This is a genomic window from Fluviibacter sp. (assembly GCF_057744235.1).
This window is the reverse complement of record NZ_JBIJFP010000006.1, coordinates 17585-38037: the sequence shown is the minus strand read 5'-3', so window position 1 is coordinate 38037 and position 20453 is coordinate 17585. Positions and strand designations below refer to the sequence as shown.

Here is a 20453-nt window from a genome sequence, read left to right as displayed (position 1 = left end):
CTACGACTTCCCGATCCCGAACTGCGCATACGGCACCGGAAATTCTTGGATTAAAAATTTTTCTCGAACCAGGCGCGCATCGACGAGAAGACGTCCTTGACACCGCCGCCCTGCTTTTCACGCACCTGCTGTCCACGCTTGCGCTGGTTATAGGCTTCGAGGATCAGACCAAAGGCCGTCGCGTAACGCGGCGACTTGATCACATCGACCAGCGGGCCGCTGTACTTCGGCTCGCCCAGGCGCACCGGCATGTGGAAAATCTCTTCACCGAGTTCGATCATGCCCGGCATCGACGCTGAACCGCCGGTGAGCACGATGCCCGATGACAGCACATTTTCGTAACCAGAACGACGCAATTCAGCCTGCACGATCTCGAACAGTTCTTCGACGCGCGGCTGGATCACATCAGCCAGTGCACGGCGCGACAACTTGCGGCTGGGGCGATCATCCACACCCGCCACTTCGATGACTTCTTCCGGGTTAGCCAGATCAGCCAGCGCACAACCTGAACGACGCTTGATGTCTTCGGCGTCGCGCGTCGGTGTGCGCAGCGCCATGGCGATATCGTTGGTCACCTGGTTACCGGCAATAGGGATGACGGCTGTATGGCGAATCGCGCCCTGAGCCCAGACGGCGATATCGGTCGTACCACCACCAATATCGATCAGGCAGACGCCTAGATCTTTTTCATCTTCGGAAAGCACCGCGTAGCTGGAAGCCAGCGGTTGCAGCACGAGGTCGTTCACATCCAGGCCACAGCGTCGGACGCACTTCACAATATTCTGCGCGGCTGAAATGGCACCTGTGACGATATGCACCTTCACTTCAAGACGCATGCCGCTCATCCCGATGGGTTCACGAATACCATCCTGACCGTCAATCACGAACTCCTGTGTCAGGATATGCAGGATTTCCTGCTCTGCCGGAATCGGCATGGCACGCGCGGTTTCGATCACGCGATCGATATCACCCGGGCTGACTTCCTTATCCTTGATGGCCACCATGCCGTTGGAGTTGAAGCTGCGGATGTGGCTACCGGCAATGCCGGTATACACATCCTTGACCTTGCAATCGGCCATCAACTCGACTTCCTGAATAACCTTGGAAATTGCCTGTACGGTGTCTTCGATGTTGACGACCACACCGCGCGACAAGCCGCGGGCCTCCTGGGCGCCAACCCCCAAGACATTCAACCGACCATCGGAAGCCACCTCGGCAACAACGGCGACAATCTTCGATGTACCGATGTCGAGACCGACAATCAGTTCTTTGCTCTCTCTGCTCATGACTTGCCCTTACGGTCAGAAGAAACGGAAGCAGCCGGCGCTGCGGGGTAACGCACAGCGACACCTGCCGGATAACGGAGATCAACCACCGACGGTGCTACCGCACGATTGCCAATCAATAGGGGATACAGTGCTACGAAAGTCTCTACCTGTTCATCGGCGCTATTCAGGGTGCGCTCGCGACCCAGTTCCAGTCGGGTCCCGTTATCGAGACGCAGGCTCCACGAGAGGCGCGAACTCAGATCCAGTTGACGGATCGTGCGGCCGGTTGGTTCGAGCAGTGCGCTATAATGCACGTAGCGCGCCATGAGTTCATTGCCGGTATCCAGGGGGCCTTGCAGCACAGGCAAATTCATACTCAGGTTGCCCAGTGAGCTCTCTGGTACTTCGAAGACTTCACCATCACGATTCAGCCACTCGGAAGTCGTCCGGGTGCCTTCGTTGCCCCAACGGGCCACCGGCGTCTGCTCATCGATATCCAGCGACAGACTCGCAAAGCCCTGTCGACGCACATCGGCACGATAAACCCAGGGCTGCTGTTCGACGCCCTGACGGATAGCCTTGAGATCCACCGTGAAGAAATTGCCGCCGATGTATGGCGCAATCCCGGCGCGGATATCTTCAACCTGGACACGCACCAGCGGCTTGCTTAACACCACGTCACGCACCGGAAAAAACGGCATCCGGATGACCATCAGTACGCCCGAAACGAGGATGAGCAGCAGCCCCAGGCCCCAGAGCAGGCCGGACAACCGGTTCATCAGGTCAGGACGGTTCCAGATCATGATGTCTGATTCCTCAAGCGCCTACCGGTACCGCATCGAGGGCTGCCATCGCAGCCACCGTCAGTACCAGATGGTCGTAATCCACACCGGCGGCACGTGCGGCCATCGGCACCAGGGAGTGATCCGTCATGCCGGGTGCCGTGTTGGCCTCAAGCACATAAGGTGCACCGGCCGTATCCAGCAGAAAATCAATACGCCCCCAACCACGGCAACCCAGTGCCTCAAAGGCATCGACGGCCAGGGATTGCATGTGCGCCACTTGCGCTTCCGGCAAGCCACAGGGCACGTTGTACTGCGTGTCGTCCCGGTTATACTTGGCTTCGTAATCATAGAATTCGGTGGCCGGGACAATGCGTACCGGCGGCAGGGCCTGCAAGCCGGCCGGCGTTTGCCAGACCGCTACCGTAAACTCGCCACCGAGCAGCGCTGTTTCTGCAATGACCGAGCTGTCATGTCGTGCGGCGTCCTGCCAGGCCGGCAAGAGCGCCTCGGGCGTCTTCACCTTGGTCACCCCTACGCTGGAGCCTTCATGGACTGGCTTGACGAAGAGCGGCAGACCCAGTGCATCAATCACTGCCTGCGCATCCGTGTCTGCGTCGATCAGCCGATAGCCGGGCGTTGGCAAACCAGCGGCTTGCCATACCAACTTGGAGCGCCACTTATCCATGGCCAGCGCCGATGCCAGTACACCGCTGCCGGTGTAGGGCAGGCCGATCATTTCCAGAAAACCCTGCAACGTGCCGTTTTCACCAATGCCACCATGCAGGGCGATGAACGCACGGTTGAAGCCGGCATTCTCCAGCGCGGACAGTGGCGTCTCGGCGGGGTCGAACTTGTGTGCATCCACGCCCTGACGTTGCAGCGCTGCGAGGACACGACTCCCACTATTCAGCGACACATCACGTTCAGCGGAAACGCCACCGAACAGGACAACGACCTTACCGAGCGATTGGGGATCGATCACGCGAGACATGATGTTAAGACCCTGAAACAGAAGTTGAAGACAGTGCGTCACCCACGATGCGCACTTCACGGATCAGTTCAACGCCGGTCGCTGCGGCAACACGTGCCTGCACCGTCGTGATCAGCATTTCGATATCGGCCGCCGTGGCGCTGCCATCGTGATTGACGATGAAATTTGCATGCTGCGTACTGACCTCAGCACCACCGATCCGCAAGCCCTTGAGTCCGGTCGCTTCGATCAGACGTGCCGCAAAATCACCCGGCGGATTGCGGAATACCGAACCGGCATTCGGCCAACGCAGCGGCTGACTGGCCACGCGCTTTTCGAGCAGCGTACGAATCGTTTCTCGCGCGGTGGCTTTATCCTGTGCCGGGAACTTGAACCAACCGGCTGCAAAGACTTCTCCTGCGGCAGGATCATTCAGAGCGACCACATGACGATAGCCGATCTCGTAGTCAGCCGCCGTGCGGATATGGCGCTGCCCCTGACGATCAATGGTGCACACCTGCACGACAAACGGCCAGGTCTCGGCACCATAACAACCCGCATTCATCGCCAAAGCACCACCCACCGTCCCGGGAATGCCCGCCATAAACGCGGCATTGCCACCCAGATTGGCGGCAAAACGAGCCACCTTCGGGCTGGCAACCCCCGCTTCGGCATAAATCACGTCACCCACCTCGGCCAGGGTTTCTACACGCAGTGTATTCAGTGCGGCGTGCAGGAACACGACCGTGCCATTAAAGCCGCCGTCACGCACCAGCAGATTACTGCCCAGGCCGGCAAACAACACCGGCTCTGAGGCCGGCAGCTGACCTAGCATGACGACCAGATCATCCAGATCCGCCGGCGTATAGGCCTGACGCGCAGCCCCCCCCGCCCGCCACGACACATGACTTGCCATGGCAACGTGCTCAGCCCACTGACCGCGTAAGGCGACCGGCGCTGGAGCGAAGTGGCGGGGTTCGTTCATCATCATTGCTCGGCAACCGCGCCCAGGGCTTCAAACAGTTTCGCTGCGGTGCCACCAATCGAACCGGCCCCCATGGTCAACAGCACATCCCCATCGCGCAGCGTATCAATCAGCGCCAACGGCAGATCATTCACCGACTCCACAAACAAGGGCTCTACCTTGCCGGCTACCCGCAATGCCCGGGACAGAGCACGACCATCGGCCGCCACGACGGGCGCTTCACCGGCGGCATAGACTTCGGTCAGCAGCAGTACATCCACTGTACCCAGCACCTGGACAAAGTCTTCAAAGCAATCGCGGGTGCGCGAGTAGCGATGTGGCTGGAAGGCCAGCACCAGACGGCGGCCCGGAAAAGCGCCACGCGCAGCGGCAATCGTGGCCGTCATTTCGACCGGATGGTGCCCGTAGTCATCGATCACGGTGACCTTGCCACCCGCAGTTAGCGGCAACTCGCCATAACGCTGAAAGCGCCGTCCAACACCGCGGAACTCACCCAGCGCCTTGACGATCGATTCGTCGGAAGCCCCCACTTCCGTCGCCACGGCAATCGCAGCCAGGGCGTTCTGTACGTAATGCACACCCGGCAGATTCAGGGTAATCGGCAGGCGCGACACCGAACCATTGCGGCGCACGGCCGTGAAGTGCATACGACCATTGTCGGCCCGCACATCCTCGGCACGGATATTGGCCTGTTCGTTGAGACCGTAGCGCACGATCTGCTTGGTCACCCGCGGCATGATGTCATTCACATTAGGATCATCGGTACACAGTACGGCCACCCCGTAAAACGGCAGACGTTCCAGAAAATCGACGAAAGCCTGTTTCAGTTTGCCGAAGTCATGGCCATAGGTTTCCATGTGATCGGCATCGATATTGGTGACCACCGAGATCACCGGCGACAGCCGGAGGAAAGAGGCATCGGATTCATCGGCCTCGGCCACCAGAAAATCACCCTTACCCAGACGGGCATTCGCGCCGGCGGCATTGAGGCGGCCGCCAATCACGAAGGTCGGATCAAAGCCGCCCTCACCCAGAATCGACGCAATCAGGCTGGTCGTGGTCGTCTTGCCATGCGTCCCGGCCACCGCAATGCCCTGCTTCAGGCGCATCAACTCGGCCAGCATCTGGGCGCGCGGCACAATCGGGATGCCCGCTGCACGGGCGGCAACCACCTCGGGGTTATCGGCCTGCACGGCCGTCGACACCACAATCGCATCGGCACCCGCAATATTGGCTGCCCGATGGCCAAGCACGATGCGTGCGCCCAGCGCACCCAGACGCTGGGTGACAGCACCGGCCTGCATATCCGAACCGCTGACCGTGTAACCTAGATTGAGCAGCACCTCGGCAATACCGCTCATGCCGGCGCCACCGATACCGATGAAATGCAGATGATGAATCTTGTGTTTCATGCGGCGAGCTCCTCACAAATCGTGGCAACGGCCTGTGCCGCTTCCGGACGCGCCAGCGCACGTGCAGCCGTTGCCTGTTGGGTCAGTTCGGTACGCGATTGGCGCAGCAGTTGTGCCAGGCCCGCCGGTGTCAGCGCGTGCTGCACCACGCAATGGCCAGCGGTCACGCCCTCGTGACCCCGCACCAGAAACTCGGCGTTCACGCGCTGGTGGTCATCCACGGCATGCGGGAAGGGCACCATCACACTGGCCACGCCAGCGGCGGCCAGTTCGGCCACTGTCAGCGCACCCGAACGGCACACCACCAGATCCGCCCAGGCCAGCGCTGCGGCCATGTCATCGATGAACGGCTGCACATCGGCATTTACGTTGATCGCCGTGTAGGCGGCACGCACCGACTCAAGGTCGCGCGTACCGGTCTGATGACGCACCTGCGGACGTTCAGCGTCGTTCAATTCCGCCACCGCCTGGGGCATCTGCTGGTTCAGCGCCTGCGCACCGAGGCTACCGCCCACCACCAGAATGTGCAGCGGCTGACCGTCACGTTCACGATAACGAACCGAAGGCTCAGCCAGTCCGGCAATATCGGCGCGTACCGGGTTACCCACCCATTCGGCTTGCGGCAGCGTTTCCGGAAAGCCGCTCAGCACACGTGTGGCGATGCGGCTCAACACCTTGTTCGCCAAACCGGCCACGGCGTTCTGTTCGTGGATGACCAGCGGCACCCCTGACAGACGCGCCATCACACCCCCGGGGAACGTAATGTAACCGCCCATGCCCATCACCACATCCGGACGCACCTCTTTGATCACCCGACGTGCGGCCAGACAGGCGCGCAGCAGATTGACCGGCAGCATGAGCTTGCGTGCCATGCCCTTGCCGCGCACGGCCGTGAATGCTACCCAGGCGCATTCGTAACCCCGGGCCGGCACCAGCTTGGCTTCCATGCCGTTCGGGTTACCCAGCCAGACAATGCGCCAGCCCTGCTGGCGCAGCACATCGGCCACGGCCAGCGCCGGGAAAATATGGCCGCCAGTTCCGCCCGCCATCACCAGGAGGGTTTTCTGAACCGTCATGGTCGACGCCCCCGCATCATCTGACGGTTTTCCCAGTCGATACGCAGCAGAATGGCAATCGACAGACAGTTCACCAGAATGCCCGAACCACCAAAACTCATCATGGGTAGGGTCAGGCCTTTGGTCGGCAGCAGACCCATATTCACCCCCATGTTGATGAAACCTTGTACGCCGATCCAGATGGCAATCCCTTGCGCCACGAGCGCCGGGAAGCAGCGATCCAGCTTGAGGCACTGTTTGCTGACCATGATGATGCGCTGGATGAGCAGACCGAACAGCGCAATCACGACGACCACGCCCACAAATCCGAGTTCTTCGGCAATCACGGCCATGAGGAAGTCCGTATGGGCTTCCGGCAGATAGAACAGTTTTTCAACGCTGGCACCGAGACCGACCCCGAAGAACTCACCACGACCGAAGGCGATCAGTGAATGCGACAGCTGGTAACCCCGGCCCAGGGCATCCGCCCAGGGATCCATGAAACCGAAGATCCGGTCTCGTCGGTAGGGCGACACGATAATCAAGATGGCAAAGGCGACCAGCAGCAGCAGAATCAGAATGACGAAGGGCTTGATCTTCATGCCACCTAGAAAGAGGATACCGAAGGCAATCGAAATGATCACGACAAAAGCACCGAAGTCCGGTTCTTTGAGCAGCAGCGAGCCAACCAGCACCATCGCTGCGAACATCGGCAGGAAGGCCTTCTTCAGGCTATGCATGACGTTCATCTTGCGTACGGTAAAGTCGGCGGCATAGAGCACGACAAAGAGCTTCATCAGCTCGGAAGGCTGCAGATTGACCACGAATAGGGGCAACCAGCGACGCGCACCGTTGACATCGCGCCCGAGCCCCGGAATCAGCACCAGCATCAGGAGCACAATACCGCCGAGGAACAGGTAGGGCGACCAGCGCTGCCAGGTCTGAATCGGCACCTGGAAGGCCGCACCGGCCGCCGCCAGACCGATGGTCAGGAAGATAGCGTGACGGATCAGGAAGTAGTTCGGATTACGACCGAAAATACGACTACCCTCGGCAAAGGCGATCGAGGAGGAATACACCATGACCAGGCCGATCAGCAGCAGCGCCAGGGCACTCCAGACCAGCAGCGGATCGACTTCGGACTGCTCTTCCGGAGAATTGATAATACGCATCAGACGGTTCATGCCGCCCTCCCGTCTTTCACTGCGGCACAGCTGCCCAGCGTCGCCACAGCCGCAACAAATACGGCGGCGCGCTCGGCATAGTTGCGGAACATATCCAGGCTGGCGCAGGCCGGCGACAGCAACACGGTATCGCCCGGTAGCGCCTGATCAGCCAGCCAGCGGGTGGCCGTCGGCAGATCTTCAAAGCGCCGTGCAGGCACATCGGCCGGCAGATGAGCGGCAATCGCTGCGGCATCCTTGCCGATCAGCGCCACGGCTCGGGCCGCGCGTTCGATCACCGCGGCCAACGGCGCAAAGTCCTGGCCTTTGCCCTCCCCACCCAGCAGCAAGGCGAGCTTCTTCGTGGGTTGCACCGGATCAAACAGGCCATCAATGGCCGCCAGGGTGGCGCCCACATTGGTTGCTTTCGAGTCATCGACGTAACGCACATCGTCGATCGTTGCCACCAACGTCACACGATGCGGCAGACTCCGGAACGAGCGAACCCCTGGCAGCAGATCGGCTAAAGATTTCCCGGTCGGCAGCACCACCGCACACAGCGCCAGCGCCGCCTGCACATTCAGCGCATTATGACGACCCAGCAGCGGCAACGCCGCGGTTTCAATGAGACGCTCGACGCCACGCACGATCCAGCCGTCCGCCAGACCAAAATCAGCGGCGCGGGTCGGCGTATCGTCGCCGATGCTCTGGGCCAGCGACTGATTCAGGCCATAGGCATCGGCCCACGGATCCGCCCGGTTCCGGACCGGATGGGCGCAATGCTGGTACACATGCGCCTTGGCGGCCGCATAACCCGCCATGGTGACATGGCGATCCAGGTGATCTTCACTCAGATTGAGAATGATCGCGGCGTCACTGCGCATACACTGTGTCGCTTCCAGCTGGAAGCTCGACAATTCCAGCACCCAGACCTGCGGCCAGACACCATTTGCCGCGCGTACCATGAAGGCATCCAGCATGGATGGCGAGATATTGCCGCAGGCCACCGCATCGACACCTGCGGCATTGAGCAGATGGGCCGCCAATGCCGTCGTCGTGGTTTTGCCATTCGCACCGGTGATCGCCAGAATCTTGCTGACAGGACAGCACGCGTTACAGGCAACCAGGAAGCAATCCACCTCGGACCAGACCGGGATACCCCGTGACTGCGCAGCAACCACCAGCGGGCTATCAAAGGCGACGCCTGGCGAGAGTGTCAGCAGATCAACATCCGCCAGACAACTTTCGATCAACACCCCTTCGAGGTCCACACCGCGGCTGCGCCACTCGGCATCCGGCACGTTTGCGAGCAGTACGGCAACGCCGGGCGGCTCGGCCCGCGTGTCCACCACCGCCACCTGCGCACCCTGCTGATGCAACCAGCGCGCCATGGCCAACCCGGATTCACCGAGGCCGACCACCAGCACGCGACGACCCTGTAGGTCTGCCGGTTGGGTTTGTGAGGAAGGAAGCGCGAGCGTCACGATGATGGCTTTAAAATTAACGGAGTTTCAGGGTGGAGAGGCCCAGCAGGACCAGAACGATGGTGATGATCCAGAAGCGCACAACCACCTGGGTTTCTTTCCAGCCCCCCAGCTCGTAGTGGTGATGCAACGGTGCCATCCGGAAAATGCGTTTGCCCTTGGTGGCCTTGAAATAACCGACCTGCATCATGACGGAGACGGTTTCGGCCACGAAGACACCGCCCATGATGAACAGCACGATTTCCTGACGGACAATCACCGCCGTGGTACCGAGCGCTGCACCAATCGCCAGCGCGCCCACATCCCCCATAAAGACTTCCGCCGGATACGCGTTGAACCATAGGAAACCCAGGCCCGCACCAACCAGTGCACCGAGCAGGACACAGATCTCACCGGCACCCGGCACATAAGGCATGAACAGATATTTGGCATACACGGCATTACCGGCTACATAAGCAAAGATCGTGAGCGCCGCTGCCACCATACAGGCCGGCATGATGGCCAGGCCATCCAGACCATCGGTCAGATTCACGGCATTCGACGTACCAACGATCACCAGATAGGTCAGCACCATAAAACCCACCAGCCCCAGAGGAATCGCCACGTCCTTGAAGAAGGGCAGAATGAGTTCGAACTGTACCGGCGTGTTTGCGGTCAGACCGAGAAAAACGGCAGCGGTCAGACCGATCACGGATTGCCAGAAGAACTTCCAGCGGCTGGCCAGGCCTTTGGGATCGCGATACACCACTTTGCGCCAGTCGTCATACCAACCGACGGCACCCGTACCCAGGGTCACCAGCAGCACGATCCAGACGTAACGGTTTTCCAGATCGCCCCAGAGCAGCGTCGACAGACCGGTGGCGATCAGGATCAACACGCCACCCATGGTTGGTGTGCCTGATTTGACCAGATGCGTCTGCGGTCCATCGGTGCGGACGGCCTGACCGATCTTCTTGGCGGCGAGCCAGCGGATCACGGCTGGGCCCGCCACCCAGCTGATGACCAGCGCAGTGAGCGCTGCCAGCACGGTGCGCAGCGTCAGGTAATTGAAGACGTTGAACGCCCGCACATCCTGAGCCAACCATTCCGAGAGCCAAAGTAGCATCGTTATTTCCTACGCGTTTTCAATCAGTGCATTCACCACGTTTTCCATCCGTGCCGAACGCGAACCTTTAACCAGAACCCGTGAGCGCTTGCTCAGCATCGGCCGCAGCGCAGCGACGAGCTCTTCCTGTGTCTTGAAGTGTTTTGCCCTTTGCGGGCAGGCATTGCCGTAAGCGGCAACCGCCGAGACCGAGAGCGGACCAACGGCATACAGGGCACCCACACCCTGCTCGGCCGCATAACGACCGACTTCGGCATGCAGCGCTGCGGCGTCCGGACCAACTTCCCCCATGTCGCCGATCACCAGAACGGTGTCGCTATCCGAGGCACGGGTCGTCAGGACATTAACAGCCGCACGCATGGAATCCGGGTTGGCGTTATAGGTGTCATCAATCACCACCGCGCCGGCCACACCACACTTCTGTTGCAAACGGCCTGCCACGCCATCAAATGCCCTCAGTGCGCCTGCCATCTGCGCCACATCCAGACCCGCGGCATAACCGGCCGCCATGGCTTGCACTGCATTACTCGCGTTATGGCTACCCGCCAGCGGCAGATTCACCGCCATCGCGCCTTTGGGCGTCTGCACGATCAGGCTCTGCGCCGTCGATCCCGCCGCCGCTTCGATGGACGTGATGGCAAAAGCTGGTGCCGCTGCAACAGCGGCATCGGTGATCTCATGCGCACCGACCGTTGTGCCTAAAACTCGACGACCGGCACGGATCCGGTTGAGCCACGACGACGCGTGCGGATCGTCCAGATTGACAATCGCTGTACCGCCTTCCGGCAGCACATCGAAGAGGCTGCCTTTTTCATCGGCCACACTAGCCAGAGAACCCATCCCCGCCAGATGCGCACGCTGCGCATTGGTCACGACGGCAATCGACGGTTCTGCCAACTGCGCCAGGGCGGCGATTTCACCCGGATGGCTCATGCCCAGTTCAATGACGGCATAGCGATGCTGCGGCCCCAGACGCAATAGCGTTAGCGGTAGACCGATCTCATTGTTGAAATTGCCCAAGGTACTAAGCACCGCCTCATCACCCGCTTCTTCGCGGAACAGATGACTGATCAGCTCCTTGGTCGTGGTCTTGCCGTTCGAACCGGTAACGGCGACCACTGTTAACTGATAGCGCTCCCGCCAGGCCTGGCCCAGCACACCCAGCGCATGGCGCGTGTCATCACACACCACCAGCGGCCAGCCATCCAGTGCCGGCGAACTCAGCACCGGATGCCCAGCCTCAACGACGGCCGCAATGGCTCCGGCCTCGCGGACATCTTCGAGAAATTCGTGGGCATCAAATTGTGCACCACGCAACGCGACAAACAGATCCCCCGGCTGCAAGGTGCGGGTATCGGTTGAAACGCCCTGCACCATCTCACTGCCACAACCCTGCGGCAGATGTGCCGACAACCAGTCGGTCACCAGCGACAGCGGTACCGCTTCGGCCAGACGCACGGAGCGCATTGGTTTATTCATGGCGCTCATATCAGACCACCTCCCGGGCTACCGACGGGGGGCGGCTTGCCCACAACGCCAGCGCCTTGCGCGCGTGTACCGTATCGTCAAAGGGATAGCGCTGACCGCGGATCTCCTGATCCAGCTCATGGCCTTTACCGGCCAGCAGCACCACATCGGCTTCTGTCGCCTCGGCGATCGCGTTGGCAATCGCTGCCGCCCGGTCTTCGATCACCACCGCCTCCGGCACACCGGCAACAATGGCGCGAATAATCTCGGCAGGGACTTCCCAGCGCGGATTATCCGAGGTCACCACGACATGATCAGCCCCCTGGGCGGCGGCACGCCCCATCTCCGGACGCTTACCCGGATCACGATCACCACCACAACCAAACACACAGACCAACCGACCACCACGCGCCGTAGCAACATCACGGAGCGCCGCCAGAATATGACGCAACGCATCTGGCGTGTGGGCATAATCCACCACCACCAGCGGCATATGTTCGCCCCCCTGGCAGGCCATACGGCCGGCCGGCGGCTGCAGACGCGCGAGGTGCACGACAATTTCTGCCGGGCTCAGGCCCTGGGCGATCAATACTGCAGCAACCGCCAGCAGGTTCGACAAGTTATGACGGCCAATCACATGCGCCACCAGCGGGAGGCGCTCGTCACCGAACACCAGCGTGGCACTCAGGCCCTGCGCCGTCGGCACCACCGCATCGGCGCCCACCCAGTGCACCGATGCCGGCAGATCCGCCGGACGCGTACTCAACCCATAGGCCAGCACCAGGGATGCCGTTGTGCCATCGAGCAACTCACGGCCAAAGGGATCATCGTAATTAATCACGGCAGCCCGCAGATCCGGCCAGCCGAACAGACAGGCCTTGGCCGCCGCATAGGCCTCCATGGTCTTGTGATAGTCGAGATGATCCCGTGTCAGATTGGTGAATACGGCGCAGTCCACATGGCTGCCAGCCATGCGCGCCTCCGCGATCCCGATCGAGCTGGCCTCAACCGCACAGGCCGTGGCACCGTCTTCGACAAAATCGGCCAGCAGATGGGCGTATTGCGCAGCATCCGGCGTCGTGAAGCCGGTCGCCACCATGGCCTCCGGATAACCGGCGCCCAGGGTACCAATCACTGCACAACGGCCCGGCATGGTTTGTGCCAGCCATTGTGTAATCGTCGTTTTGCCATTGGTGCCGGTTACCGCCAGCACGCGCAGCTTTTCACTGGGGTTGCCGTAAACCTGCTGGGCAACGGGGCCCACCAACGCATGTAGCCCACTCACAGCAACGACCGCCGCACTTCCAAACTCGGCGGCGCACAAGGGCAGATCATCGGCCCATAGCACTGCACAGGCACCATTGGCCAACGCATCGCGCACATAAACCGCACGCGCACCGGATTCCGGCACTTCCGCCACATACAGATCACCGGCACGCACACGACGGCTATCGGCACAAACACCCGTAGGGCGCAGACCTTGCGCCAGCAACCAGCTCAGCACGTCTTCACGGGTCGAAAGCGGCGACATCAGCGCGCCCCTTTCTTTTTGTCTGGCGCTGTAGCATGCGCTGTCGCCGCCCCATACGATGCACTCTTCACGATCGCCGGCACCGTGTCCTGGTCCTGTGGCACGCCGAGCGTGCGCAACGCGCCGCCCATCACTTCCGAAAACACCGGACCGGCGACTTCACCGCCGTAGTGCGCACCCACCGGCTCATCAACGACGACACCGACCACCAGCCGCGGGTCGGACATGGGGCCAATGCCGACAAAGGACGCCAGATATTTATTGGCGTAGCGACCATTCACCAGCTTGTGCGCTGTCCCGGTCTTGCCGCCCACACGATAACCAGGCACAGCCGCCTTGCGCGCCGTCCCTTCCGGGCTGACCACCATCTCCAGCATCAGGCGCAACTGACGGGCCGTTTCCGGCGAGAACACGGGTTGGCCGGCAACAGCACCCGTCGTCTTGAGCAGCGAGAGCGGCACCACATCCCCGTCACGCGCAAACACCGTGTATGCATGCGCCAGCTGGGCAACGGTCACCGAGACCCCGTGACCGTAGGACATGGTCGCCTGCTCAATCGGCTTCCAGGTCTGCCATGGGCGCAAGCGGCCACCGACCTCACCCGGGAAACCAAGGCCCAGCGGTTTACCGAAGCCGACCTTGCTCATCATGGTCCACATATCTTCGGATGGAAAACCCAGGGCAATCTTGGTAGCACCGATGTTTGACGATTTCTGGATCACCTGCGCCAGCGTCAACGCACCATAGGGGTGTGCATCACTGATCGTTGCCGACCCGATCGTCATTTTTCCCGGCGCACAATTAATGATCGAGTCAAATTTATATTTGCCGCGATCCAGACCCAATGCCGCAATAAAAGGCTTCATGGTGGAGCCCGGCTCAAAGCTATCGGTGACAGCCCGGTTACGTAGCTGACCACCCGACAACTGCGAGCGGTTATTCGGGTTATAGGTCGGCCAGTTGGCTAGCGCCAGAATCTCGCCAGACTTAACGTCCGCCACAATCACACTGCCACCCTTGGCATGAAACTTTTCGGCGGCATTACGGAGCGCATTAAAGGCAATGAACTGGATCTTCGAATCAATCGCCAGCTGGATATCCTCACCATCCTGCGGCGGCCGCTCCGAACCGATTTCTTCGACAATCTGGCCACGACGATCCTTGATCACCGTACGCTCACCGTTAGCGCCTATCAGGCGGGATTCAAACGCCAGCTCCACACCCTCCTGGCCTTTATCTTCTTTACCGGTAAAGCCCACCATGTGGGCCACCATGTCACCGGCCGGGTAAAAACGACTGTATTCGCGGTCCATCTGGATCCCGGGCAGCTTCAAAGCCGCAACACGGGCAGCGCTCTCTGGCGACACCTGATGCTTCAGATAGACAAAGTTTTTCTCGCCCGTCAGCTTTTTCTCGATCTGACGCGGATCCATTTCCAGCAACTCGGCCAGCGCTTTCAGCTGATCCTTATCCAGCTTGGCATCGGCGGTGGCCCATACTGCTCGCATCGGCGTCGATTGCGCCAGCATGTCGCCGTGACGATCCAGAATCTTGCCGCGCGAGGCCGGGATATCCAGTACGCGACGGTAGCGCGCATCGCCGCGCTCCTGCAGAAAATCTTCATTGATAATCTGCAGATAGAAGGCACGACCTACTAACGCCAGCAAAGCCCCGAAAATCAGGGCTGATACCAGATGAATGCGCCAGCCGGCCAGCTGATCCTTCAGCACCGGACTCTCGGTAAAGCGATGATCCTTGCGGCTCATTGCGCCCCTCCGAGTTTCTGCACCTTCTTCATATCCGGGGGCTGCATGCCGAGTTTTTCGCGGGCAATTTTTTCAATGCGCGTATGCGCCGCCCACGACGACATTTCCAGTTGCAGCTGACCGAATTCCACTTCCAGATTGTGTGAGCGCTCGCGCTCCTGCTCCAGCGCCTGCAGACGCTTGCGCGCCTGGTGCTGACTGGTGATCACGCCAATTGACGAGACCAGCACGACCACGATGAGCAAAAGATTGAGGCGGCGCATAATCGTCAGGCCGCCAGCTTTTCGGCAACGCGCATGATGGCGCTACGCGACCGCGGGTTCACCGACAACTCGGCAGCGCCGGCTTTCACGGGCTTGCCGATGATCGCCAATTCGGGCTTGGGCAGCTGGGCCACAGTCAGTGGCACGCCCTTGGGCGGCTCGACGGGCTTGGCACCCGCCTGCATGAAGCGCTTCACCACACGATCTTCCAGCGAATGGAAACTGATCACCACCAGACGACCACCCGGTTTGAGCAGCCCCATGGCCTGCGGCAACGTTAGCGCCAGCTGGCCGAGCTCCTGATTGAGATAAATCCGTACAGCCTGGAAGGTACGCGTCGCCGCATCCTTGCCGGGCTCACAGGTGCGCACGCACGAACGTACAAGCGTTGCGAGCTCCCCTGTTGTGGTGAGAGGACGCTCGGCCCGAGCAGCCACAATCTTCTTTGCAATCGAGACAGCAAACCGTTCTTCGCCATAATCTTTGATGACCTCCGCCAAAGTTTTTTCGTCGACTTCTGCCAGCCAGGCTGCAGCCGTCTGGCCGCGTGTTGTATCCATGCGCATATCGAGCGGCGCATCAAAACGGAATGAGAACCCACGGGATGCCGTATCAAGCTGGGGAGAGGAGAGCCCCAGATCAAACAGCACCCCGTCTACCCGGGCCACATCAAAACCAACCTGCGCCGCAGCGGCAGCCATGCCGTCAAACGCGGTATGCACCAGTGTGAAACGCGGATCGTTAACCAGCGCCCCAGCGGCAATCGCCTGCGGATCCCGATCCAGCGACAGCAGTCGGCCGTTCGGGCCGAGCTGCGACAGAATCTTGCGTGAATGACCACCTCGTCCGAAGGTGGCGTCGATATAGCAACCGTCCGGGCGAATCGCCAGCGCCTCAACGGCTTCGTCGAGCAAAACGGTCTCATGAAATTCGGACATCGGGCTGGCGGCTTCTGCGGTGGCGGAGACACTGGGGGCGCGAGGTGCCGGGCTGCTCACCTCGACGCGGGTTGTCACAGTGCGAAGTCCTCGAAACCGGCCGGCGGCTCGGCAGATTGCAGCACCTCAACGGCGGCGGCGTTTTGAGCTTGCCAACCGGCATCGCTCCACAATTCGAAGTGAGATCCCAGACCCACCATCCAGACTTTGCGCTCCAGGCCAGCAAATTCACGCAACTCTGGCGCCACCAGCAAACGGCCGGCCGAATCCATGCCTTCTTCGCGGGCATTACCAATCAGCACACGCTTCAGCGCTGCGGAACGGGTATCAAAACTCGGTGCTTTCAGGATGCGATCCCGAATCGGCGTCCACGCAGGCTCTGGATACAGCAACAAACACTTGTGCGGATGCGCGGTCAGGATCAGACCACCCGACTCCGCAGTTACTTCACGCCCAGCCAGCGCAGCCGACAGCGCGCCACGGTGACGCGCCGGAATGGCGAGCCGACCTTTGGCATCAAGCGTCAGAGCGATAGCACCTTGAAAGGACATGGAGCGTTTTCTGTGTCGTAAAACCGGTGAAGACAGGGAACGGGGACGGGCAGGAAATCACTGATATCCCACTTTTCCCCACTTTTTTCCACTTTAGAGAACAAAGAACCCTCGGTCAAGGGGTTTTTTCACATTTTTTCTAATGACAACAAGGGGTTAGCGCACTTTTTGTAGCCGATTGCCGCAAAAAATATTCATATAAATCAATGGGCCAAAATCGGCACTTAAAGTACCTGATGAAGAAAGCCCACAAAGTTATCCACAAAAATATTTTTCGCGGGACGCAAAAAAAATCGCCACCCCGTTTTGGGGATGGCGATTCATCGATTCAGCAAAATCAGCGTGGAAAGTCGCCCGATAAGCCGGGTTCTGTGCACAACCGGGAGACCCCGGCTGCGTGGCAGCCATTCCTCTAGGCGATCCGTTACCGGAACGCTCAAGCAACCTACCCGGAAGCGACGCGAGCCACGCCATGCTTCCCTATTTGGTCTTGCTCCGGATGGGGTTTACCGTGCCGTCCGGCGTTGGCCCCGGACGCGGTGAGCTCTTACCTCACCCTTTCACCCTTACCTGGCGTCTGACGCCATCGGCGGTTTGCTTTCTGTTGCCAGCAACAATGAGACGGGACGAACCGGACTCAGACACTCACTATTGCTGCCCACTGCTGCCAGTGGGACTTTCCGTCACCTTACGGTGCCCGGCCGTTAGCCGGCATCCTGCTCTGCGGAGCCCGGACTTTCCTCCCCGCACCTTGCGGTACGCAGCGGCTGCCTGGGCGACTTCCCACACGCATTATACGTGGGAAGCCAATGGACTCAGACGGCGAAACCGCCGAAGGTCCAAGGCAAGGTATTACCGGCCTCTAAGGGCACCAGCGTGTCGCCGTTGATATACGGATATCCGGCGGCCACTACGCTCGGTGCGCGACGCAATACCACCTTGCGTTCATTCACCGGCAAGCCGTAGAAAGCCGGCCCATGCAGGCTGGCAAAGCCTTCCAGCTTATCCAGCGCACCCACGGCATCAAAGGCCGTGGCATACATCTCCATGGCCTCACCCGCGGTGTAGCATCCGGCACAACCACACGAGGCCTCTTTCGTCAGCTTGGCATGCGGTGCCGAATCGGTGCCCAGGAAAAATTGTACCGAGCCTGAGGTCGCCGCTTCAACAAGCGCTTCGCGATGTGTCTCGCGCTTCAGCACGGGTAGGCAGTAGTAGTGTGGTCGCACGCCGCCCTGGAAGATGGCATTACGGTTATAGAGCAGATGGTGCGCCGTAATCGTTGCGCCCACATTGGCGCCCGCGCTGCGCACAAAGGCCGCAGCATCCGCGGTGGTGATGTGCTCGAAGACCACGCGCAGATCCGGGAACTTATGCATCAAGGGCTTGAGTACTTGTTCGATAAATTCGGCTTCACGATCAAAAAGATCAATCGCAGGATCAGTCACCTCACCGTGCACCAGCAGCGGGATGCCCTGTGCGGCCATTTCGGCCAATGCCGGATAGGTCTTTTCGATGGCCGTCACACCGGCATCCGAATTCGTGGTCGCGCCCGCCGGATACAATTTCACAGCCTTCACAAAACCGGAGGCTTTGGCTTTGGCAATTTCTTCGGGGCTCGTGGTATCGGTGAGATACAGCGTCATCAGCGGTTCAAAATTTGAGCCGGTTGGACACGCCGCCAGAATGCGCTCACGATACGCCCGTGCCGCCGCAACCGTAGTCACTGGCGGCCGCAAATTCGGCATGATGATCGCGCGGGCAAACTGGTGTGCCACATGCGGCACCGTTACCTTCAACGCATCATCATCACGCAGGTGGATATGCCAATCATCCGGTTGGCGAAAAATGAGTTCGTTAATGGCAGCGGTCACAACAGCATCCTTGAGCTTATTCGTTAATCACAGCATTTTACGCCCGCCACAGCCCTCTCGGACAATCAGTCTTTGAGCGCCAGCGCCCGCTGATAGAGCAGGTCTTTGGGCGCACCGGTCAGCCGCTGGGCGATCTGCGCCACCTGCTTGGTGGGCAAGCCGGCGGCAACCAATGTCTGTACAACCTTTTCAGCAGCTTCATCCAGACCAACGGCCGCCGCCTTCTGCTCCACCGGCGGAAAAATCACCAACACAAACTCACCACGCGCATGATTGGCGTCGCTTTCCAACCAGTCCACCGCTTCGCCCAGAGGCAGGCGTACCGATTGCTCGAAGACCTTAGTCAATTCACGCCCGATCAGGATTTCGCGCTCAGCGCCAAACGCTTCTGCCAGAGCAGCCAGCGTCTCATCAATGCGATGCGGTGCCTCATAAAAAACCAGTGCCAGATCATCGCTTGCGCGCGCTTTCCAATCCGCTAGCACCCGCAAGCGCTCTTGCGTTTTCGTTGGCAAAAAGCCCGCGAAAATCCAGCCGCCGCCCGCATGCGTTAAACCGGCAATCGACAAGGCCGCCGCCGCCGCACAGGCACCGGGCACCGCTACTACGGGCCAGCCTTCAGCGCGCAAAGCCGCAACGACCCGCCCGCCCGGATCAGAAATCGCCGGCGTACCGGCATCACTCACCAACGCTACCGACTGCCCTGCCGCCAGATGCACTGCAATCTTCTGGGCAGCCCGTTGTTCGTGATGTTCATCAGCCACCAGCATCGAAGCGCCACTACCCACATGACGCAATAGCGTTGCCGTGCGCCGCGTATCTTCAGCCGCCACCACCGCCACCTCGCGCAAAATGCGTGCCGCGCGTGGTGTCAGGTCTTCCAGATTGCCTATCGGTGTCGCCACGACAAAAAGTGTGGCCGTGCTGTTTCCCGGCGATTGCGTTAGAGTAGCCATTGAAATTTGAGAAATCATCTTGATTGGATATGCGGATGCCACAGCAAGATACCACGCTCACGCCCAGGCAAGTGACCGGCAACGCGGCCGAGGATCTGGCGTCCGCCCATCTGACGCGCGCCGGGCTAAGCATTCTGATGCGGAATTATCGCGTGCGCGGCGGCGAAATTGACTGCATCGCACTGGATGGCCAGACCCTCGTTTTTGTTGAAGTGCGGCTGAGACGCAATGCCCGATTTGGCGGCGCGGCGGCCAGCATCGACGCCCGCAAACAGCACCGCATCATTCATGCCGCCCGCTGTTATCTGCAACGCTATCCACGACAAGCAGAACGCCCTTGTCGCTTTGACTGTGTGCTGCTGGATAGCCTGGACGCCAATCAACTAACGTGGATTAAAGATGCCTTCCAAGCCGACTAAGTGCCGACACAACCGGAGGTGTCGCTGTATTTTGCACGCCTTGATCTTTGCCTTTGTACTTTCTGGCACAGCGCGTGCTTCCCCACCAGAGCAAACGCCAAACGCTTCCGTAACACAGCTGGGCCAGGCAACCTTACTGATTCAATCATCCCCGCTCGCGGGCAGCCAATTTCATGACTTACCCGAAGTGGTGTCGCAAATTAAGGTTGGCGATACGCTCACACTAAAGCGCGACCCCGCCAACCCACACGACCCTAACGCGATTCAGGTGCTGTGGCAGGGTCATATGCTGGGCTTTGTGCCGCGCCGGGAAAATAAAACCGTGGCGCGCGCCATGGATCGGGGTGAACCCCTGGTTGCTCGTGTCGTCGGGCTTCGCCCCGATGAGTCACCCTGGCGGCGCTTACGTTTCGAGATCGGCATCCGTCTCTCCCGTTAGCCAACCGCGCGGCCATGTTAAG

Annotated in this window: 19 protein-coding genes and 1 other RNA gene; 2 read left to right on the top strand and 18 right to left on the bottom strand. The window is 60.3% G+C overall.

Going from position 1 to position 20453, the window contains the following annotated elements; translation table 11 throughout:
- Positions 1–50: 50 nt before the first annotated feature.
- From ftsA to rsmI, 18 genes are all read right to left on the bottom strand, one after another.
- The gene (ftsA, locus tag AC3GOJ_RS04975) at positions 51–1286 is read right to left on the bottom strand and encodes a cell division protein FtsA (protein WP_488236361.1); all 1236 of its coding nucleotides are present in this window, start codon (positions 1284–1286) and stop codon (positions 51–53) included.
- The gene (locus AC3GOJ_RS04970) at positions 1283–2071 is read right to left on the bottom strand and encodes a cell division protein FtsQ/DivIB (RefSeq protein WP_488236360.1); all 789 of its coding nucleotides are present in this window, start codon (positions 2069–2071) and stop codon (positions 1283–1285) included. The genes ftsA and AC3GOJ_RS04970 overlap by 4 nt, the downstream gene beginning before the upstream one ends.
- Before the next feature lie 13 nt (positions 2072–2084).
- Positions 2085–3044 carry a D-alanine--D-alanine ligase gene (locus tag AC3GOJ_RS04965; RefSeq protein WP_488236359.1) on the bottom strand — a complete coding sequence of 320 codons (960 nt, stop codon included), beginning with the start codon at positions 3042–3044 and terminating at the stop codon, positions 2085–2087.
- Positions 3045–3048: 4 nt separating this feature from the next.
- The gene (gene murB, locus AC3GOJ_RS04960; RefSeq protein WP_488236358.1) at positions 3049–4008 is read right to left on the bottom strand and encodes a UDP-N-acetylmuramate dehydrogenase; all 960 of its coding nucleotides are present in this window, start codon (positions 4006–4008) and stop codon (positions 3049–3051) included.
- 2 nt (positions 4009–4010) lie between these two features.
- Positions 4011–5420: a UDP-N-acetylmuramate--L-alanine ligase gene (gene murC / locus AC3GOJ_RS04955; protein WP_488236357.1), complete on the bottom strand. Its 1410-nt coding sequence runs from the start codon at positions 5418–5420 to the stop codon at positions 4011–4013.
- Positions 5417–6496, bottom strand: a complete 1080-nt coding sequence (gene murG, locus AC3GOJ_RS04950) for an undecaprenyldiphospho-muramoylpentapeptide beta-N-acetylglucosaminyltransferase (RefSeq protein WP_488236356.1) — start codon at positions 6494–6496, stop codon at positions 5417–5419. The genes murC and murG overlap by 4 nt, the downstream gene beginning before the upstream one ends.
- Positions 6493–7659: a putative lipid II flippase FtsW gene (gene ftsW / locus AC3GOJ_RS04945; protein WP_488236355.1), complete on the bottom strand. Its 1167-nt coding sequence runs from the start codon at positions 7657–7659 to the stop codon at positions 6493–6495. Before ftsW ends, murG begins: the two co-directional genes overlap by 4 nt.
- Complete coding sequence (gene murD / locus AC3GOJ_RS04940) at positions 7656–9122, bottom strand: UDP-N-acetylmuramoyl-L-alanine--D-glutamate ligase (RefSeq protein WP_488236354.1); 1467 nt, start codon at positions 9120–9122, stop codon at positions 7656–7658. The genes ftsW and murD overlap by 4 nt, the downstream gene beginning before the upstream one ends.
- Positions 9123–9138: 16 nt before the next feature.
- Positions 9139–10227 carry a phospho-N-acetylmuramoyl-pentapeptide-transferase gene (gene mraY, locus AC3GOJ_RS04935; protein WP_488236353.1) on the bottom strand — a complete coding sequence of 363 codons (1089 nt, stop codon included), beginning with the start codon at positions 10225–10227 and terminating at the stop codon, positions 9139–9141.
- A gap of 9 nt (positions 10228–10236) precedes the next feature.
- On the bottom strand, positions 10237–11706 hold the full coding sequence (locus AC3GOJ_RS04930; protein WP_488236352.1) for a UDP-N-acetylmuramoyl-tripeptide--D-alanyl-D-alanine ligase: 1470 nt from the start codon (positions 11704–11706) through the stop codon (positions 10237–10239).
- A gap of 10 nt (positions 11707–11716) precedes the next feature.
- A complete protein-coding gene (locus tag AC3GOJ_RS04925) occupies positions 11717–13225 on the bottom strand; it encodes a UDP-N-acetylmuramoyl-L-alanyl-D-glutamate--2,6-diaminopimelate ligase (protein WP_488236351.1) in 1509 nt (502 codons plus the stop codon).
- Positions 13225–14991, bottom strand: a complete 1767-nt coding sequence (locus tag AC3GOJ_RS04920; protein ID WP_488236350.1) for a peptidoglycan D,D-transpeptidase FtsI family protein — start codon at positions 14989–14991, stop codon at positions 13225–13227. The genes AC3GOJ_RS04925 and AC3GOJ_RS04920 overlap by 1 nt, the downstream gene beginning before the upstream one ends.
- Positions 14988–15254, bottom strand: a complete 267-nt coding sequence (gene ftsL, locus AC3GOJ_RS04915; protein ID WP_488236349.1) for a cell division protein FtsL — start codon at positions 15252–15254, stop codon at positions 14988–14990. The genes AC3GOJ_RS04920 and ftsL overlap by 4 nt, the downstream gene beginning before the upstream one ends.
- Before the next feature lie 5 nt (positions 15255–15259).
- Positions 15260–16192: a 16S rRNA (cytosine(1402)-N(4))-methyltransferase RsmH gene (gene rsmH, locus AC3GOJ_RS04910; RefSeq protein WP_488236420.1), complete on the bottom strand. Its 933-nt coding sequence runs from the start codon at positions 16190–16192 to the stop codon at positions 15260–15262.
- A gap of 74 nt (positions 16193–16266) precedes the next feature.
- Entirely contained in the window at positions 16267–16743 is a 477-nt protein-coding gene (mraZ, locus tag AC3GOJ_RS04905) for a division/cell wall cluster transcriptional repressor MraZ (RefSeq protein WP_488236348.1), read from the bottom strand.
- 342 nt (positions 16744–17085) lie between these two features.
- Positions 17086–17526, bottom strand: an RNA gene (gene rnpB / locus AC3GOJ_RS04900) — RNase P RNA component class A.
- A 32-nt stretch (positions 17527–17558) separates the two neighbouring features.
- On the bottom strand, positions 17559–18605 hold the full coding sequence (pyrC, locus tag AC3GOJ_RS04895) for a dihydroorotase (RefSeq protein ID WP_488236419.1): 1047 nt from the start codon (positions 18603–18605) through the stop codon (positions 17559–17561).
- A gap of 77 nt (positions 18606–18682) precedes the next feature.
- Positions 18683–19573 (bottom strand): 16S rRNA (cytidine(1402)-2'-O)-methyltransferase, encoded by an 891-nt coding sequence (gene rsmI / locus AC3GOJ_RS04890; protein WP_488236347.1) that lies wholly within the window; start codon positions 19571–19573, stop codon positions 18683–18685.
- 35 nt (positions 19574–19608) lie between these two features.
- On the opposite strand from rsmI, the gene AC3GOJ_RS04885 reads away from it, so the two are divergent.
- On the top strand, positions 19609–19992 hold the full coding sequence (locus tag AC3GOJ_RS04885) for a YraN family protein (RefSeq protein WP_488236346.1): 384 nt from the start codon (positions 19609–19611) through the stop codon (positions 19990–19992).
- 31 nt (positions 19993–20023) lie between these two features.
- Positions 20024–20431, top strand: a complete 408-nt coding sequence (locus tag AC3GOJ_RS04880; RefSeq protein WP_488236345.1) for an HIRAN domain-containing protein — start codon at positions 20024–20026, stop codon at positions 20429–20431.
- Positions 20432–20453: the final 22 nt, after the last annotated feature.

Bases quoted from the DNA above. Each gene is read 5' to 3' on its own strand.
- AC3GOJ_RS04920 (WP_488236350.1), bottom strand. From the start codon at position 14,991: ATGAGCCGCAAGGATCATCGCTTTACCGAGAGTCCGGTGCTGAAGGAT.
- rsmI (WP_488236347.1), bottom strand. From the start codon at position 19,573: ATGGCTACTCTAACGCAATCGCCGGGAAACAGCACGGCCACACTTTTT.
- mraY (WP_488236353.1), bottom strand. From the start codon at position 10,227: ATGCTACTTTGGCTCTCGGAATGGTTGGCTCAGGATGTGCGGGCGTTC.
- AC3GOJ_RS04925 (WP_488236351.1), bottom strand. From the start codon at position 13,225: ATGTCGCCGCTTTCGACCCGTGAAGACGTGCTGAGCTGGTTGCTGGCG.
- AC3GOJ_RS04965 (WP_488236359.1), bottom strand. From the start codon at position 3,044: ATGTCTCGCGTGATCGATCCCCAATCGCTCGGTAAGGTCGTTGTCCTG.
- AC3GOJ_RS04930 (WP_488236352.1), bottom strand. From the start codon at position 11,706: ATGAATAAACCAATGCGCTCCGTGCGTCTGGCCGAAGCGGTACCGCTG.
- murC (WP_488236357.1), bottom strand. From the start codon at position 5,420: ATGAAACACAAGATTCATCATCTGCATTTCATCGGTATCGGTGGCGCC.
- ftsL (WP_488236349.1), bottom strand. From the start codon at position 15,254: ATGCGCCGCCTCAATCTTTTGCTCATCGTGGTCGTGCTGGTCTCGTCA.
- rsmH (WP_488236420.1), bottom strand. From the start codon at position 16,192: ATGTCCGAATTTCATGAGACCGTTTTGCTCGACGAAGCCGTTGAGGCG.
- murG (WP_488236356.1), bottom strand. From the start codon at position 6,496: ATGACGGTTCAGAAAACCCTCCTGGTGATGGCGGGCGGAACTGGCGGC.
- murB (WP_488236358.1), bottom strand. From the start codon at position 4,008: ATGAACGAACCCCGCCACTTCGCTCCAGCGCCGGTCGCCTTACGCGGT.
- mraZ (WP_488236348.1), bottom strand. From the start codon at position 16,743: ATGTCCTTTCAAGGTGCTATCGCTCTGACGCTTGATGCCAAAGGTCGG.
- AC3GOJ_RS04885 (WP_488236346.1), top strand. From the start codon at position 19,609: ATGCCACAGCAAGATACCACGCTCACGCCCAGGCAAGTGACCGGCAAC.
- ftsW (WP_488236355.1), bottom strand. From the start codon at position 7,659: ATGAACCGTCTGATGCGTATTATCAATTCTCCGGAAGAGCAGTCCGAA.
- ftsA (WP_488236361.1), bottom strand. From the start codon at position 1,286: ATGAGCAGAGAGAGCAAAGAACTGATTGTCGGTCTCGACATCGGTACA.
- AC3GOJ_RS04970 (WP_488236360.1), bottom strand. From the start codon at position 2,071: ATGATCTGGAACCGTCCTGACCTGATGAACCGGTTGTCCGGCCTGCTC.